Origin of the sequence: Actinoplanes utahensis, from assembly GCF_016862455.1 — a bacterium.
Lineage (GTDB): Bacteria > Actinomycetota > Actinomycetes > Mycobacteriales > Micromonosporaceae > Actinoplanes > Actinoplanes utahensis.
In genome coordinates this window covers 1-14,565 of the sequence record NZ_BOMZ01000041.1, presented here as the reverse complement: position 1 = coordinate 14,565, position 14,565 = coordinate 1, and the positions used below count along the sequence as shown (strand labels likewise).

Annotated in this window: 11 protein-coding genes; 3 read left to right on the top strand and 8 right to left on the bottom strand. The window is 72.0% G+C overall.

Going from position 1 to position 14,565, the window contains the following annotated elements:
- Position 1: 1 nt before the first annotated feature.
- From Aut01nite_RS15025 to Aut01nite_RS15005, 5 genes are read right to left on the bottom strand one after another with little or no spacing between them, the layout of a single operon-like run.
- Positions 2-1,564: an AAA family ATPase gene (locus Aut01nite_RS15025; protein WP_043523492.1), complete on the bottom strand. Its 1,563-nt coding sequence runs from the start codon at positions 1,562-1,564 to the stop codon at positions 2-4.
- Between the two features lie 19 nt (positions 1,565-1,583).
- The gene (locus tag Aut01nite_RS15020) at positions 1,584-2,135 is read right to left on the bottom strand and encodes a hypothetical protein (RefSeq protein ID WP_052163369.1); all 552 of its coding nucleotides are present in this window, start codon (positions 2,133-2,135) and stop codon (positions 1,584-1,586) included.
- Between the two features lie 2 nt (positions 2,136-2,137).
- On the bottom strand, positions 2,138-2,350 hold the full coding sequence (locus Aut01nite_RS15015; protein WP_052163368.1) for a hypothetical protein: 213 nt from the start codon (positions 2,348-2,350) through the stop codon (positions 2,138-2,140).
- Complete coding sequence (locus Aut01nite_RS15010) at positions 2,347-4,125, bottom strand: hypothetical protein (RefSeq protein ID WP_043523491.1); 1,779 nt, start codon at positions 4,123-4,125, stop codon at positions 2,347-2,349. The genes Aut01nite_RS15015 and Aut01nite_RS15010 overlap by 4 nt, the downstream gene beginning before the upstream one ends.
- A gap of 11 nt (positions 4,126-4,136) precedes the next feature.
- Entirely contained in the window at positions 4,137-4,511 is a 375-nt protein-coding gene (locus Aut01nite_RS15005) for a hypothetical protein (RefSeq protein WP_043523490.1), read from the bottom strand.
- Between the two features lie 440 nt (positions 4,512-4,951).
- Here Aut01nite_RS15005 and Aut01nite_RS15000 point away from each other — a divergent pair, with 440 nt between their 5' ends.
- Positions 4,952-6,805 carry a caspase family protein gene (locus Aut01nite_RS15000; protein ID WP_043523489.1) on the top strand — a complete coding sequence of 618 codons (1,854 nt, stop codon included), beginning with the start codon at positions 4,952-4,954 and terminating at the stop codon, positions 6,803-6,805.
- Positions 6,806-6,953: 148 nt separating this feature from the next.
- Complete coding sequence (locus tag Aut01nite_RS14995) at positions 6,954-8,177, top strand: MFS transporter (protein ID WP_201775460.1); 1,224 nt, start codon at positions 6,954-6,956, stop codon at positions 8,175-8,177.
- Here the strand turns inward: Aut01nite_RS14995 and Aut01nite_RS14990 are convergent.
- Complete coding sequence (locus tag Aut01nite_RS14990) at positions 8,149-12,180, bottom strand: HEAT repeat domain-containing protein (RefSeq protein WP_152628546.1); 4,032 nt, start codon at positions 12,178-12,180, stop codon at positions 8,149-8,151. The two genes, Aut01nite_RS14995 and Aut01nite_RS14990, sit on opposite strands and share 29 nt — an antisense overlap.
- Positions 12,181-12,223: 43 nt before the next feature.
- Positions 12,224-12,874: a spermidine synthase gene (locus tag Aut01nite_RS14985; RefSeq protein WP_043523487.1), complete on the bottom strand. Its 651-nt coding sequence runs from the start codon at positions 12,872-12,874 to the stop codon at positions 12,224-12,226.
- 93 nt (positions 12,875-12,967) lie between these two features.
- Between Aut01nite_RS14985 and Aut01nite_RS14980 the strand changes: the two genes are divergently transcribed.
- Positions 12,968-13,435 (top strand): SHOCT domain-containing protein, encoded by a 468-nt coding sequence (locus tag Aut01nite_RS14980; protein ID WP_043523486.1) that lies wholly within the window; start codon positions 12,968-12,970, stop codon positions 13,433-13,435.
- Positions 13,436-13,493: 58 nt separating this feature from the next.
- Here the strand turns inward: Aut01nite_RS14980 and Aut01nite_RS14975 are convergent, their stop codons facing one another.
- Positions 13,494-14,111, bottom strand: a complete 618-nt coding sequence (locus Aut01nite_RS14975) for a hypothetical protein (protein ID WP_043523485.1) — start codon at positions 14,109-14,111, stop codon at positions 13,494-13,496.
- Between the last annotated feature and the right edge of the window lie 454 nt (positions 14,112-14,565).

The window sequence follows — 14,565 nt, the reverse complement described above, 5'->3', positions numbered from 1 at the left end:
ATCAGTCCCCGAAGACCACGACGCGGCGGCGCTGCGGGCCGGTGTCGGCGGAGGCCCGGGCGGCGACCCGCCCGGCGGGAACGGCGCGGTCGCGGCCCCACGCCTGGATCTCCGCGATCTGTTCCGGGTTGGTCCGGCTCAGCGGGTACGTGTTGGTGAACGTGTCGATCACGAAGTCGGGGCGCAGCGACTCCGGCCCGTTGAGGAACACCTGTTCGCCGACCTCGTGCAGGGCCGCCTGGATGTCGGATCCGGCGAAGCCCTCGGAGAGGCCGACGAGTTTGTCGAGCAGTTCGGCGGGTGGCTCCTGGTCGACGTAACGGCGGTAGTACATGTCGATGATCTCCTGCCGGTCGTCGCCGTCGGGCAGGTCGACGAAGAACAGTTCGTCGAAGCGGCCCTTGCGCAGCAGCTCGGGGGGTAGGGAACGGACGTCGTTGCTGGTGGCGACGACGAAGACGCGGTGCTGTGACTCCTGCAGCCAGAACAGGAACTGCCCGATGAGACGGCGGCTGACGCCGGTGCTGTCGTCCTGGCCGGCGAGTCCCTTCTCGATCTCGTCGATCCAGAGGATGCAGGGGGCGAGCCGGTCGGCGGTGTCGAGCGCCTCGCGGAGCCGGGCTTCGGACTGGCCCACGTACATCCCCATGATCGCGGCCAGGTCGAGGCGGTACAACGGCAGCTCCCACACCGTGGAGATGGCTTTCGCCGACAGGGACTTGCCGCATCCGGGGACGCCGACCAGCAACACGCCGCGCGGCGCCCGCAGCCGGGTGCCGCGCAGGTCGGCGGTCATCAGCCGTTGTTTGCGGCGCAGCCAGGCGCGCAGGCTGGTGAGCCCGCCGATCTCGGTGTCGCCGGGGCCGAGCCGGACCCGTTCCAGGCCGGCGAGGGCGCCGAAGTGTTTGTCCTTGAAGGCGGCGAGCCGCTGGACGTCGGCCTTCTCCACCGCACCTTTGGTGACCAGGGTGGCCATCACGTTGATCGCGGTGCCCTCGGGGACGCCGACGAGGAACTCCGCGGCGCGGCGGGCGTCCTGCTCGGACCAGTCGATGGGGACGACGCCGTGGTGGTCACGGAGGAAGTCGAAGATCGCCTCGTACATCTCGGCGGCGTCGGGCAGGTCCAGGGTGACGCTCATGCCGAGGCGTTCCAGGCCGTTCCACAGCGGGGTGTCGGTGAGGATGACGACGCTGCCGGAGTTGGCCTCGGCGAGGCGGGCGAGCTCGGCGACGTGGCGGCTGGCGGTGTTGTCGTCACTGAGGTCGTCGGGGTCGACGAAGACGACGGTGGCCTGGGCGCGGGCGCTGAACCGCTGGGCGGCGAAGTCCAGCGCGCCGGTCAGCGAGTGGTCGTCCAGGGCCGGGGTGCCGGTGCGCAGGTCGCGCAGGCCCAGCGCCCGGGTGTAGATCCAGAACGCCTGATTGGCGCGGCGCGGGTCGGTGGCGACCTGTTTGATCAGGCGCAGCGCGCGGGTCTGCTCGATACTGTGCACGCCGATCAGCGGCACCCGGGCGGACAGGTAGCTGTCCAGGTCCTTGACGACCTCGTGGTAGTTGGACATCGGTGGTCTCCCGGGCCGTTCAGTCGAGGGTCACCCGGCGCCGCGGCGCCGCGGCGGGGTCGATCGCCCATCCGGCGCCGGGGCCGGGTGCGGGCGGGCTGGTGAGGGCGGCGGTCAGCGGGTTGTCGCGGATGGTGCGCCGCCGGGCTTCGACGGCACGGTGCGGCATCCCGGCCCGGCGCATCCGGTCGACGTGCTGTTCCAGCTGGTCCTGGACACTGTGGATCCGGCTGTCGATCAGGGCGGGGAGCCGGGTGCGCAGCTCCTCGGGCAGGGCGGGCGCGGCGGCCAGCGCCCGGATCGGGGCGAGTTGCCGGCGGGCCTGGTGCAGGGCGTGGGCGGCGGTGAACTCGTCGCGGGCGGCGCTGAGTTCGCGGGACAGGGTGGCCGACCAGGTGGTGAGCCGCCGGTCCAGGGCGGCGGTGATCCGCTGGGTGAGCCGGGCCCAGCTGTCGCCGGCGAAGTGGCCGGGGTCCAGGGCGGGCAGCGTGGCGGGGTCGGCGGCCTCGCCGGCGGCCCAGCGGTCCAGAAAGCCGGCCCAGGTCTGGAAGGCTCCTCCGGTGACCCACACGGTCAGTCCCGGGCCCGGCGGTGGACCCGGTTCTCGCCGGGCGGCAGCGGATCCCAGCCGGGCAGGTCGCGGACGATGCGGCGCTGGCGGCTGGTGGCGGGCCGTCGGCCGTCGGTGCGGCGGGCCCACGGCACGTCCTCCTCGGCGCGGTCCGGGAAGGTGGCGCGGGGCGCCGGGATCTGCGGTGGGCGCCGGCCGTTGGACTCCGTCGTCATGTGTAGCTCCTGTCGGGCGTGCCGGTCTCGGTGCGGCGCCGCTCGTGGGCGGCGGTGGGGACGCCGGCGGTGGCCAGATCGGCGATGACCGCCCGGACCTCCTGCTCGCGCTGGTCGGCCTGGCGGAACGCGGTGCTCCAGTCGACGACCTCGGCGCCGGCGCCGCGCAGTTGCCGCAGCGAGTCCTGTTCGGCGCTCTGGAGCTGTTTCCGGGCGGCCTCGCGGCGCTGTTCGGCGGTCTGCGACTGCGACCACAGCACCAGTGCCCAGACACCGCCGACGATGACCGCGGCCAGCAGGAATCCGAGGTGCTGGAAGGCGCACAGGGCCAGCCCGGCGGTGACGGCGACGGGCAGGATCAGCCGGCGGGTCCAGGGGAAGTCGAAACTGGCGAGGAACGGCTGGGCGGCGCGGCGCCAGTGCGCGGCCAGGTCACGTTCCAGCTCGTCCATCGGGGTGGCGAACGATCCGGTCCAGGACGGCAGCCGGAAGACGGCGCCGGCGAGGGTGTGCGTCTGGTCGAAGACCGCCCGCACGTCGCCCGGCACGCCGCCGCGGTAGTCGCGGGTGTAGAGGGCGTGTGCCCGGTCGAACCAGGCGTGGCAGGAGGAGACCGCCATCCGCTGGGTGGCCCGGCTGACGCCGAGCTTGCCGGGGTTGAGCGCGGACTCGCTCTGGATGGTGAGGTAGTCGTGGGTCCGGTCGAGGGCGAGCAGGTCGGTGTCGAGCGCGTGGCGGGCGGCGTCGAGGTCGCCGCCGTTGTCGACCACGGCCTGGTGCTCGGCGTGCTCGCGGCGCAGCGGCAGCTCCTCGTCGTCGTAACCGCGGACCAGCTGGTCGAGGATGTCGTCGACGTGGTCCTCGACGCGGGCGGGCGGGACGTGCACCTCGCCGGCCATCGTCGCGTACGCGTCGATCAGCGAGCCGTGCGCGGCGGCCCGGGCCAGGGCCTCGTCCATCTGTGGCCACTGCGGGGAGATCGCGGCCAGCCGCGGGAACCGGTCGGCCGACGACGAGCCGACATGCCGCTCCAGCTCGGCGCGCCAGCGGTCGATCTGCGCCTGCTCCCGGCTCTCGTCGCGCAGCAGCTGGGACCGCCACTCGTCGAGGCGTTCCTGCACCATGGCGACGCCGGCCGGGCCGAAAGCGCCCTGCGAGATGCTCTCCAGCACCATCGCGAACTCGCGGCCCAGCTCCAGCGGGTCCAGAGCGATCAGATAGTGCCGCAGCCAGCGCAGCGACGCCTCGCCGCGGCCCTGCCGGCGCAGCACCAGCGCCATGAACAGCGACGTCTTGTCCGGGGACCGCTGGAACGCGACACCGAGGGCCTGATCGCAGATCTCCGGCTCGTCGGCGATCCAGGCGCGCAGCCCGACCAGCACGGGCGCCAGCCAGTACCGCGGCGTCTTGATCATGAGTTCTTCGCCGACGTCACGCATGGTGTCGTCGGAGACGATGCCGGTGTCGAAGCCCTGCAGCATGCCGGTGGCGACGTTGCGGACCACCTTGTAGTGGCCGAACTCGCTGTTGAGCCGGCCCTCCACCACACCGATGCGGGTCTCGGCCCGCTGCACGTTGGCGGTCCGGGCGGCGACCAGGACGTAGTCCTCGAAGGCGCGGGTGAGCGCCTGGAGACGGTCGTTGACCTCCTCGGCACGCCGGCTGACGCCCTCCACCCGCACGCCGACGTCGCCGACGCCCTCCTCCACCCGGAGCACGATGCGCTCCAGTTTCGCCACCTGGTCGCGCAGGTGCTGATCGTGCTGCTCCGGCATGCGGTGACCTTTCAGGCGACGACGGTGCCGTCTTTGAGGACGGGTTTGAGCTCGCCGCTCGCATAGACCTCGACGAACTCGTAGGCGCCGGACCGGACCATCATGCGGGCCCGGGCGAACGGCTCCGGCACGGTGTCGGCCGGTGCGTAGTGCTCGACGATGGACTGCCACAGGTCGAGCCGGTGGTCCACGAACGGCGGGCCGAGGTGGCAGACGGCGAACATGCCGAGCGGCACGTCGCCGAACTCGTTCGCGTACTCCGCGCGGATCCACTCGGCCAGCTGCGCCCGGGTGGCCGCGTCGAGGCCCGCGTCGAGCCGCCGGACCGCCTCGAACAGCCCGGCGTGCCGGGGCCCGCGGCTGCGCCGGACGGCCGGGCCGAACAATTGTCGATCTTTATCGGCGGCCACCGCCCGCGCCTCTATGCGCGTTTCCACACGTCGCCGGCGCTCGAATTCCATTTCGCCCCCGGGAGTGTTTCTCTCATCAGTTCCTCTTCGGTGCACGCGAGCCTAACAGCGCATTTGTCTCGGGCACCAGGTCGCCGTGTCGCGATGTTGTCGCGTACCCCGGACGGGTGCCGCCTGCTGATCTTGCCGATGCTGCCGCGACCAGCGCACATTCCGTCGTAAGGCGGAATTCCACTAAACCGGGTCGATCATGGGAACGGAAATGCTTTCTTGTCGGCCGGAGGAGAGCCGTGCGACGATGCCGCGACTGCGCCGTCTCCGCCGCGAACAGGACGGGATGAGGAATTGACGCACGACGAATCCACCGTCCGGCCGAGCGATTCTCCCCGTACGGATGAATCGCCCGAGCCGAACGCATGACCACCGTCTACGCGCTGTTCACCGGCATCGACGCGTACCAGGCGGCGCCCCGCCTGGGCGGCTGCGTCAACGACGTCACCGCCGCCCAGGCGTACCTGGAGTCCCGCGCCGGCGGCGCCCTGCGGCCGCTGGCGCTGCACGACGGCAAGGCCACCCGCGACGCGATGATCGACGGCGTCCGGCACCATCTCGGCCGGGCCCGGACCGGCGACACCGCCCTGTTCTGGTACGCCGGGCACGGCTCCCAGGCGCCCCTGCCGCCGGAGCTGTCCCACCTGGAGCCGAGCGGCCGCATGCAGACCCTGATCTGCGCCGACTCCCGGCTCGGCGACGTCCCCGACCTCTACGACAAGGAACTGTCGGTGCTGCTCGGCCGGGTCGCCGCGACCGGCTGCCGGGTGGTCACCGTGCTGGACTGCTGTCATGCCGCCGGCGCCGTCCGCGGTGAGATCCCGGAACCCGCCGGCCGGGACCGGTGGGCGCCGCCGGCCGCCGCCGCGCCCCGCCCCGAACTGCTGATCCCGGAGCTGCGGTCCGGGTGGGCGGCACTGCCGGACCACAGCCGGCTCACCGGGCTGGCCGCCTGCCGCAGCGATCAGCGGGCCCGGGAACGGCCGCTCGGCGGGCGGCCGCACGGCGTGTTCAGCTGGGCGCTGCTCGGGGCGCTGAACCAGCTGGGACCGGCCGCCACCTACCGGGAGCTGCTGGCTGCGGCCCGCTGCCAGGTGGAGAACCTGGTGTACGAGCAGACACCCCAGCTGATCGGCGACGACCCGGCGGACCGGGTGTTCCTGGGCGGCGTGCTGCGTACCCCCGCCTCGGGCATCACCCTGCGCCACCACCGCGGACAGTGGGAGATCGACGCCGGCCTGTGCCACGGGGTGCCGTCGCCCGGCGCAGTCCGGGTGGCGGTCGCCGGACCGGGACCGCAACGCCCCGCCCGGGTGGTGGAGGTGCTGACCGGCCGGTCGATCGTGGAACCGGTGGGCTGGGCGCCCGACCCGGCCGTGCAGTACCCGGTGGTGTTCACCGCCCTGCCACGCCCGGCGCTGACCGTCGCGCTCGGTGACCGCAACCGGGACCTGCTGCACGACCGGCTGGCCGGCTCGCCGTGGCTGCGCCTGCCGGAGACCGGCGAGCCGGCCGTGCCCGACCTGCGCCTGGACCTACCCGCGCCGGGCCGCGCCCGGATCCTCGGCTCCGACCACCTGCCGGTCACCGGCGACCTGGCCGCCGCCGACGACGAGGCCGCGGCGACGCTGGCGATCCGCGGCGGCGAGCACATCGCCCGCTGGCGGCACATCCGCACGCTCGCCAACCCGGTGTCGCCGCTGGCCGGCCTGATCCGGCTGGAGATCGTCGCCGCGCACCCCGGCGAACGGATCATGCCGCCGGACCGGCCCGCGCTGCAACCGGACGACGACGGCCTGATCCGGCTCGCCTACCGGCCGGGGCCCGGCGGCCCGGTGGCGCCGGAGGTGTTCCTGCGCCTGCACAACACCGGCGACCTGCCGCTCTACTGCGCGCTGCTGGATCTCACCGGCCGGTACCGGATCCACGCCCGGCTGATGCCCGGCGCGTTCGTCGGGCCACGGCACCGCACCGCGGTGGCCGACGGCCGCCGGATCGCCTTCACCCTGCCGGCCGGCCGGCCGCCGGAGCCGGGCGCGCACATCCACGACTGGCTGAAACTGATCGTGGCCACCGACGAGTTCGCGTCAACGCCGTTCGAGCAGCCCACTCTGGACGAAGCCCTGGTCCAGCCCCGCACGTCGACCCGCGACGCGGGCCCGGACGGCCACGAGTGGGCGACCGCGACCCTCGGCGTGCTGACCACGGTGCCCCGATGACCGATCTCGACGAGGAGATCGAGCGGCTGACGACGGCGCTCGCCACCGACCCGGTCTCCAGGGCCGCGTTCACCCATCAGGGCCGCTGACCGCCGGCACCGCGGCCGGAGGGCGGACGGGTGGGGCGTACGCCGGTAGGGTGCGCCGGGTGGCGCTCGGGTCGGACTTCCGCAGACTCTGGTTGGCGTACGCGGCGAGCGAGGCCGGAACCGGCATCGGCTTCGGGGCGATCCCCCTGGTCGCGATCCTGGTCCTGGACGCGCCGGCCTGGCAGGTGTCGATGCTGGCGACCGTCTCAGGGCTGGCCGCCGCAGCGATCGCGGTGCCGGCCGGGCCGTGGGTGGAGTTCCGGCACAAACGCCCGGTCATGGTCGGCGCCGACCTGGTACGGGCGTTCGCGCTGCTCAGCGTGCCGCTGGCGCTGTGGCTGGAGGTGCTCGGCTACGGCCAGCTGATCGCGGTGGCGACCGTGCAGACGACCGCGGCGATCGTGTTCGCCGCCGCCGGCGGAGCCCACCTCAAAGCTCTGGTTCCCGCCGCCGACCGGCCGGCGGCGATGGGGAGGATGGAGGCGACGTTCTGGACCGCTTACAGCGCCGGGCCACCCCTCGGCGGGGCGCTGACCTCCTGGGTGGGCGTGACCTGGACGATCGCCGTGGACGCGCTGAGTTTCCTGCTCTCGGCCGCGGGCGTCCGCCGGCTGCGCAGCCCCGAACCGCCCCCACCGGTCCGGGCGCCCACCGGCGACCGGTGGACCGAAATCGCCGCCGGATGGCGGTACGTGTTCGCCCACCGCGACCTGCGCGCCATGTTCCTCAACGCGCAACTGTTCGGCTCCGGCATCATGGCGTCGTCGCCGCTGCTGGCCGTCCTCATGCTCGACGAACTCTCTTTCCCCGCCTGGCAGTACGGCCTCGCCTGGGGCCTGCCCTGCCTCGGCGGCGTCCTCGGCGCCCTGACCTTGGCCCCACTGACCAGACGGTACGGCCAGCGCCGCGTCCTGCTCGTCTTCGGCGTGTGGCGGGCGGTGTGGCTGTGCGCCCTCGCCGTCACCCCCGCCGGTCTCCCCGGCCTGATCCTGGTCGTCGTCGTCGAGTTCTTCGCCCTGTACGGCACCGGTGTGTTCAACCCGGCGTTCGCCGCGTACCGCCTGGAACAGACCGAGGACCGCTACCTGGCCCGCGTCATCTCCGCCTGGAGCATCTCGTCCCGCGTCTGCCAGCCGATCGGCATCGCCCTCGGCGGCGTGCTCGCCGCCCTCACCGACGTCCGCACGGCACTGGCCTTCTGCGGCGTCGCCGTCCTGGCCAGCTGTCTCCTGCTCCCCTGGCGCCCCGCCCCGGTCACCATCCCGGCCCATCCTCCGCAGTGACCTCCACCTGCAGCTTCAGCGCGTCATAGGCGTAATCCCACCCGGGTCTCTTCTCATACTGGTCTCGCAGGCCGAACGCGGGATCGGCACACGTCGCGGCAAGCCGGTCCCGGATCCGCGCGGCCAGGTACGGCTCCCGGCGTGCGATCTCCACCAGGGCCTCCCCCACGGTACGGCGGACGTCGTTGTCCGGATCGCGGAAAAGGCCGATCAGTGAGTCGAGGACGTCCGCCGCGGGAACAGCCCGGCCCAGGCATCTCGCGGCGGCGCACCGCAGGATCCAGTTGGCGCTTTCGGTGATCAATCTCTTCACGATGGCGATCACCGCCGCAGGTGGCTCCGGCAGGGTCACCAGGCCTGCCAGCACGGCCTCGCGCACCTCGGCGTCATCGCTCTGCTCGGCCAACTCAATCGCGGCGGACACCACGGCCGCGGAAAGCCTGCCACCCACCCCCAGGGCTTGAACCGCCGCCGCACGCACCCGGGGGTGGTCTGTGCCGGTCGTCAGGCGCGCCAGGGTATCCGCCGTGCGGTCCGGGATCGCCACGCCAGCGGCGAACGATGCGACCACCGACGTCCGCATGGCGGCATCCTCGTCACTGGACACGAACTGAAGTGCCGCAGCGAGCGCCGCACCGGTGAGCCCTCCTCGTCTCCGGGCCAAGGCCTCGAACGCCGCAACCCGGACCTGGACATCGTCGTCACCGTTCACCACCCGGCTCAGCACAACGGCAGCCGGCTCGGAGATCGGAGCGATGTTGTACTGGAGCGCACCGGCCACCCGAGCCCGAAGAAGAGGGTCGTCGTCGCTAGCCACCAGCCCTGCCAGCGCGGCGTAATCTTGCTCGGAGAAGGGCCATCTATAGGTGATCGTCTCCACCAAACGGATGCGCATGTCGACGTCCTCCCCGATCACCACCAGCGAGAGCGCGATCGACTTCACGGATTCATCGGCCTCGTCCATGTAGGTGAAGAGCTCCGCCGGGTCGGCTCCGGCTACCGGACCGCTCTCCTGGAACCGCGTCAGCTCGGCGACGAGCAGATCCGTATGTCCGCTGTTCACAGTGAGGGACGCCAATGCGCGCCCACGCACCTTCGGATCCTTACACTCGGTCGCCAGTCGGCGGATCGCCGCCTCGGCCGACTCTGAGGCTCCCCGGAAAGCGTGCAGCGCATCCATGGCCCGGAGCCGGGCTTCCGACTCCGGGTTACCTGTCGCCTCCGCGACCAGCAGAGAGATCACCGGCTCGGTGGCCGTGTCCTCACTCGCCAGGTCATACATCGCCGAGAACAGGGCGTCGTGATGCTCCGGTGCCAGCACCGTACGAACCACGGCAAGCTTCGTGGCCTCGGTGAAGAGATCGTTGTGGACCGCGAACCTCACCGCCCGGTGCCAGACGTTCTCATCGCTCACGTAGTCCAGAGTCCTCAGGACAGCGACCGTCACCGCCTCGCACGAGGAGAGGCTCAGCGGCAACGCCTCCACAGCCGCCATCCTCAGCGTGGGATCATTGCTGTCGACGATCTCAAGCAGAGCCGACACGGTGTGGGGCCCCGGCTCCCCGATCGGCTCCGAAATCTTGACCAGATCGCTGAACGGCAGCACCTCGGCGCCGGAGATCCCCGGCGCGCGAGCGTCCAGCGCCGCCAGCAGACGTCTTCCGGCCTCGGTCCCGGCCAGCCCGGTGATGCGCTGGATCAGCGCCTCCCGATAGGCGCTGAAACGGCAGCGGCTCGTCTCCGGCGCCAGGAATTCGTCGATCGCCGCCTCGACGACGTCGTTGATGATGCCGGCGGCGAGCGGTGGATTGTCGGCGAGGACCCGCAGCATGAACAGGAAGTCGCGACCGAGGATCTCCTCGTACGGGCTGGGGTTTCCGGTGGCCGGCCAGATCGCCTGCGTGACCACGTTCTCGATCTGCCCGTACTGGGTCGAACCGATCAACCCGAGCGCCAGCAGGATCGGCTCCTCGTACCGCGGATCGTGCAGGTGCCGCCGGATCGTCGCGAGCCGGTCCGCTTCCGAGCCGAACCGCGCGATCGCCTGCCCGGTGTAGAACTCCTCGAACGTCAGATGCGCGAACCCGTACCGTCCCGGCGCTCTCTCCACCAGCAGGCCCGTGTGGTAGTCCGCCTTCTCGACGAACTCGGTGACCGCGATCCCGGCGTCGCTGCTCATCGGGTCCGCGCTGCGCAGCACCTCCGGATCCCACGGCCGGCCCTCGTGCCGGGCCCACAGCGGCCCCAGCACCGACAGCAGCTCGACCTTGCCGGCCGCGCCTTCGGGATGGTTCGCGTGCAGCCACTGCCCGAGCGCGCTCAGCCACTCCTGGAGGATCCGCTCGTCCGGCAGGTCCGCTTTGGCGACACCCTGGGCGTTGCGCCAGGTATGGCCGAGCGCGCTGCACACCTCCACGTACGCCTCGATCCGCCGGTGCGGCAGGCGGCCACTGGCCCGGTGCACCAGCACGAGCGCCGTCAGCAGCAGAGGATTCGCCGCGAGCCGCCGTACCCCCGGATTGGTCTGCAAGGCCTCGCCGATGGCCGCCGCCTCGTCGGCGGCGGCCCGGTTGATCGCCGCCTCGCCCTTCTCGGACGTCTCGGCCCGTTCGACCTCGCGGCAGTACACGTCGAGGAACCGGGTGATCGCCTCGTCGTCCATGTCCCGCAGCCGCACGGCCTGAAACGGCTCGGGCAGCGGCGCCGCCTGGTAGCCGGCGATCCGGCTGGTCACCACGAACCGGTTGCCGTAGCGGGCGTACGCGTTGACGAAGCGCACCACCGCCCCGACCACACCGCGCCGCAGATCGGCGGAGGCCACCTCGTCGAGCCCGTCGAGCAGCACCACGCAACGGCCCGCCTCCAGTTCACCGCGCAGCAGGTCGGCCCCGTTGACGGCCTGGCATTCCATCCGGCGCAGGTACGCCGGCAGGAAGTCGCTGATCCCGGTGCCGGGATAGCCGTGCTGCGCGTACTCACTGATCCGGAAGTAGATCGGGAACCGGCCCGGCTCGCCCTCGCGCAGCGCCCGGGCGTTGGTGAGGGCCAGATAGTGCAGCAGGGTGGTCTTGCCGCTGCCCGGATCGCCGAGGACCAGCACGTGCGCGGTGTCCCGGATGACGTCGAGCACCGGCAGCACCTGATCGGCGGAGCCGTCCCGGTCGGCGGCGAACTTGCGGCCGTACCGGATCTGCAGCTGATCGAGCGCCGCCTCGAAGCGGGTGCTGTCGAGTTCCCCGGCGTCGAGACGGGCGGCGAGTCTGGCCCGTTCCTGCTCGAACCAGTCGCGGGCCCGATCGCCGGGGTTCCGGTCACGTTCGGCCTGCAGGCCGACGAAAACTTCAGCGAGGCGCAGCGGCACGGTCTTGTTGCGGACCATCCCGGCGGTCCTCAGATAGCGGGACTGGTCGATGATCCAGCTCAGATAGTGCGACCGGTCGTCGGCTCCGGCGGCTCCGGCGCCCAGATGCCGGGCCAGCCGGGTCGCGGCGATCGCGGTGTCCGCCGCGTCGGAACGGCCCAGGAACTCCCGCAGCGCCTGCTCCGACCGGATCTCGTCGGCGAGGCTCTCCAGCAGCACCGCGAACACCGGCCGCAACGCGGTGACCCGGTCGAACCGCGCGTCCGCGGACCGCCACTTGCCCAGCGAGTCGACGGCCGCCCCGGCCAGGGTCACGGCCGAGGCGTCCACTCCCGGGATCAGCACCTTGGCCAGCTCCGCCGCGCCCTCGTGCTCCCAGAACCCGGCGTTGATGTCGAAGTCGGAGAACCGGTGGTCGGTCTTGCGCTCCACCTCGGCGAACGCCCGGCCCAGCGCCGCCGCCAGAGCCTTCCGCTCGGCCGCCGAACCGATCCGCGCGGCGGCGCCCTTCAGCGACGTCTTCGTGAGTTCCTTACCAGCCTGGACCAGGATCGCCTTGGCGGCGACCATCAGCATCGATGCGGGCTCCACCCGCTCCATTATGGTCAGCGGCGCGACCCTGTCACATGCAGCGACGGGCATCGATCAGCCGGGCTCCTGGTGGGTACGGGACACACCGACTGCCTCACGGGCGGCCCACGTCCGCGCGGGCAGCCACGTAGACGACATCCGGCCCGCCCCGCGGCACCGGGATCCGGACCGTACGCACCGGCCCCACCAGCCGGCGGAGAGTCTCCGCGAAGCCCGGCTCCGGGGAGGCGCTCCACACCGCCAGCACCCCGCCCGGCCGCAGATGCTCACGCAGCATCGCCAGTCCCGCCGGCCGGTACAGCCCGGTGTTGTGGTCGAACACCGTCCAGCCCGGGCCGTTGTCCACGTCCAGGCAGATCGCGTCGAACCGGTCGCTGACCCCGGTGCACCAGGCCGCCAGGTCGGCGACCACCACCCGTACCCGCGGATCGTCCAGGGCTCCCTCGCTGAACGGCCGCAGCACCCCGCGATGCCAGTCGACGACCGCCGGCTCGATCTCCACCACGATGATCTCGCCGGCGTCCGAGCGGACCGCCTCCGCCAGCGAGAACCCGACACCCAGGCCCCCGATCAGCAGACGCGGCCGCTCTCGCCGGCACGCGGCCACCGCGGCCCGGATCAGCATCCGCTCCGACTCGCCGGACCGCGTGTCCATCAGGAAGACACCGTTGCTGATCAGCTCGAAATGACCGTCCCGGCGCCGCAGAACCAGCTCACCGCGTTCGGTGAGGACCCGTTCCTCCATGGCTTCCTCGTCGGCTTCGTCGTCGGCTTCTCCTCGTCGGCGGCAAGCGTACGCAGCCGATGGACTTCCGTCGATGAGCTACGGTGACCGGCTGTGACCTCCGACGACGGCATGACGCTTCCCGATCACTGCGTACGGGCCCTCGACAAAGCCCGCCGCAACGGCCTCGACGTCACCGGGACGCTGGCCGCCGCCCACACCCGCGACGGCGGCGCCGAGCTCTACCTGCTCGTCTACCCCGACCGTCTGGAACTCGCCAGCACCGGGAACCTGATGCGCACCGGCGCCGGCCGCGAACGCATCCCCCTCACCGACATCACCTCGGTGACCGCCCGTGATCGGCTGTTCCGTTCCTCCCTGGAGATCGGCGTCGGCGGCCACATGGTCTCCTTCACCACCGACCGCCCCACCGCCGCCTACCTGGCCGACCTCATCGACCGGCGCCGCACCGCAGCCCCCGACACCTCCGCTCTGCTGCACAAACTCGCCGAACTGCACGCCGCCGGCCTGCTGACCGACGCCGAGTACGCCGCCAAACGCGCCACCATCCTCGACCGCTGACCGCGCCCGCCCACACCGGAACGCGGCCGCCGCAGCGGGAACCGCCGACGACAGCGGGTCAGCTGTCGTAACTTGAGGCGCCGACCGTGAGCAGGGGGCGCGACGGCCGGTAGGCGACGCTCGGGATCGACAGCGCGTGCTCGACGGTGACGTTCCGGTCCGGGCGGGCGAGCGGGGCCAGGGCGGCCAGCAGGATCAGGGCCGCGAACGGCAGGAAGTCGATGTCGATGAGGGCGGTGGCGATACCGGCGCCGAACAGCAGCGGGCTCCAGACCGGAGCCTGCCGCGCCGCCACCAGCAGGCCGAGCAGGATCGACATGCCGAGCGAGAACAGCAGCGGGCCGGCGATCGCGAACGGGGTGGGCAGCGGCGCCCGCAGAGCCGGGGACAGGACGTCGATGACGGTCCAGAGGAAGCACGCGGCGCCGGAGATCGTCGCGGCCAGGCCGGTGGCGGCCACGTGACGGCCGCGACGTGGGACGTACGCGTGGACCGCGGCGGCCAGCGCCACGAACATCAGCAGCGCCCCGGCGAAGACCAGGTGCCCCAGGGGCTGGGCGGGGCCTGGGCCGGACACGCCATCCGCTCCGTCGAACAGCCGGAACAGGCTGTAGGCCAGCAGCAGCAAGGGTGCGGCCGGCGCCGCGCGGCGCACCGTGACGCTCTTCGATGGCATGCGCTGACGATAGGACGGATCGGGCGGTCGCAGGGTCCGGTACTTTCCCTCCCGCGTCCCCTAGTTCACCCACCACAACCCCTAAGGCATCCTAGGAACCTACCCTGAAAGCAGGGGGCCTTTCATCACGATCGATATTCCTAGTAACCAGATAGGAATGCTATGCTCGCCGCTCCGGTACGCCGGATGACAGCCCTTCCGTCCCGCAACAGGTAGTCCGGCGAGGCGGTAGGACCGGCGTTCGGCGAGGCGCACGGACAGCGGTCCCCAACCGGGCGGGCCGGCGTGCGGCGAGGACACCGAGCTGGCGGGGCGGCAGGGCGGCGAGGACACCGAGCTGGCGGCCTGACAGGGCGGCATGCGGCAATTCTGGCGGGCTGGCGGGCTGGCGGGCTGGCGGGCTGGCGGGCTGGCGGGCTGGCGGGCTGGCGGGCTGGCGGGCTGGCGGGCTGGC